Source organism: Pseudomonas sp. P5_B2 (assembly GCF_056400445.1).
On sequence record NZ_JBFULH010000614.1, the window covers coordinates 1 to 2,366 of the forward strand.

The following is a 2,366-nucleotide window of genomic DNA, read 5'->3' on the forward strand; positions in this document are numbered from 1 at the left end:
GCCTTGAAGAGCTGAAGGCCTACTGCAAGGAAAACTTCACAGCCTATAAAGTGCCCAAGCACATCGTGTTGCGCGAGTCGTTGCCGATGACGCCGGTCGGGAAGATTCTGCGGCGGGAGTTGCGTGATATCGCGTAATTGTTGAATGGCCGCGCTTTGCGCGGATCGCGGGCAAGCCATGCTCCTACAGGTTCCGTTTCGTTCACATTCCATGTGGACAACATTACACCTGTAGGAGCAAGGCTTGCCCGCGATGCTTTTAAGAATCTGGAAAGCCCCCGACTCAGGGGCTTTCGCAGTGTTATAGAATTTTTGCTCTAAAATGACTGCCGGCTATTCTTGAGTCATATTTGTGACCGTAGAGGCCGCTTTTGGCTCTAGTCGACCCTTGGCAAAGCTGCTACTCTCGGCGCGCTTTGTGACCTCTCGGCCTAGTAAACAGCCAGACTCACCAAAAAACACACACCAATAATAATCGCATCAAATGCGGTACTGAATTCGCGTTGCTGAGGAGTGGGCTTCCATGATTGAAGACTTTTGGAAGGATAAGTACCCAGCTGGGATTTCTGCCGAGATCAACCCAGACGAGTACCCGAATATTCAGGCAGTGTTGAAGCAATCCTGCCAACGCTTCGCCAACAAGCCGGCATTCAGCAACCTGGGCAAGACAATCACCTACGGTGAACTGTACGAGTTGTCCGGTGCATTTGCCGCTTACCTGCAACAGCATACCGACTTGCAGCCAGGCGATCGAATCGCCGTGCAATTGCCCAACCTGCTGCAGTACCCGGTTGCCGTCTTCGGTGCCATTCGCGCCGGTCTGATCGTGGTCAACACCAACCCGCTGTACACCGCGCGGGAAATGGAACACCAGTTCAACGACTCCGGTGCCAAAGCGCTTGTCTGCCTGGCCAACATGGCTCATCTGGCCGAAACCGTTGTGCCGAAAACCGGCGTCAAACACGTGATTATCACTGAAGTGGCCGACTTGTTACCGCCGCTCAAGCGTCTGATGATCAACAGCGTCATCAAGTACGTGAAGAAGATGGTCCCGGCGTATCACTTGCCCAAAGCCGTCAAATTCAACGATGTGCTGAGCAAGGGCCATGGCCAGCCAGTCGCTGAAGCCAGCCCGGCCAGCAGCGATGTCGCCGTGCTGCAATACACCGGCGGTACCACCGGCGTGGCGAAAGGGGCGATGCTGACCCACCGCAACCTCGTGGCGAACATGCTGCAATGCAAGGCGCTGATGGGCTCCAACCTCAATGAAGGCTGCGAGATCCTGATTACGCCGCTGCCGCTGTACCACATCTATGCGTTCACCTTTCATTGCATGGCGATGATGCTGATCGGCAACCACAACATCCTGATCAGCAACCCGCGCGACCTGCCGGCGATGGTCAAGGAATTGTCGAAGTGGAAGTTCAGCGGTTTCGTGGGCCTCAACACCTTGTTTGTGGCGCTGTGCAACAACGAAGGCTTCCGCAAGCTGGACTTCTCGGCGCTGAAAGTCACCTTGTCCGGTGGCATGGCCTTGCAACTGGCCGCCGCCGAACGCTGGAAAGCGGTCACTGGTTGCGCCATCTGCGAAGGTTACGGCATGACCGAAACCAGTCCGGTGGCCACCGTTAACCCGATCCAGCACATCCAGATCGGCACCATCGGTATCCCGGTTCCATCGACGCGCTGCAAAATCATTGACGATGCCGGCGTGGAGCAGCCTCTGGGTGAAATCGGCGAGCTGTGCGTGAAAGGCCCGCAGGTCATGAAGGGCTACTGGCAGCGCCAGGACGCCACCGATGAAATGCTCGACAGCGAAGGCTGGTTGAAGACCGGTGACATCGCGTTGATCCAGCCGGATGGCTACTTGCGCATTGTCGATCGCAAGAAAGACATGATCCTGGTCTCCGGTTTCAACGTGTACCCGAACGAACTCGAAGACGTGCTCGCGACCCTGCCGGGCGTGCTGCAATGCGCGGCCATTGGCGTGCCGGACGAGAAGTCGGGCGAGGCAATCAAGATCTTCATCGTTGCCAAACCCGGCGTGACACTGACCAAAGAAAAAGTGATGGAGCACATGCGTGCAAACGTCACTGGCTACAAGGTGCCACGTGCCGTCGAGTTCCGCGATGCGCTGCCGACCACCAACGTCGGCAAGATTCTGCGCCGCGAACTGCGTGACGAAGAACTGAAGAAAATCGCCGCGAAAAAGGTCGGCGCGTAACAAACAAAAAGCCCCGCGGATGCGGGGCTTTTTGTTTTTAGCAAAATCTGAAGTGCCTTTGTGGCGAGGGGGCTTGCCCCCGTTTCGACGGCGAAGCCGTCGCTTGGTTTCAGGGCTGCTTCGCACCCCAACGGGGGCAAGCC

General features: G+C 56.8%; 2 protein-coding genes. Both read left to right on the plus strand.

Going from position 1 to position 2,366, the window contains the following annotated elements:
- Positions 1 to 137: AMP-binding enzyme (locus AC1DRJ_RS24705; RefSeq protein ID WP_477804471.1), on the plus strand; the 137-nt coding region annotated here is incomplete at its 5' end.
- 385 nt (positions 138 to 522) lie between these two features.
- The gene (gene fadD1, locus AC1DRJ_RS24710; protein WP_477804470.1) at positions 523 to 2,223 is read left to right on the plus strand and encodes a long-chain-fatty-acid--CoA ligase FadD1; all 1,701 of its coding nucleotides are present in this window, start codon (positions 523 to 525) and stop codon (positions 2,221 to 2,223) included.
- Positions 2,224 to 2,366: the final 143 nt, after the last annotated feature.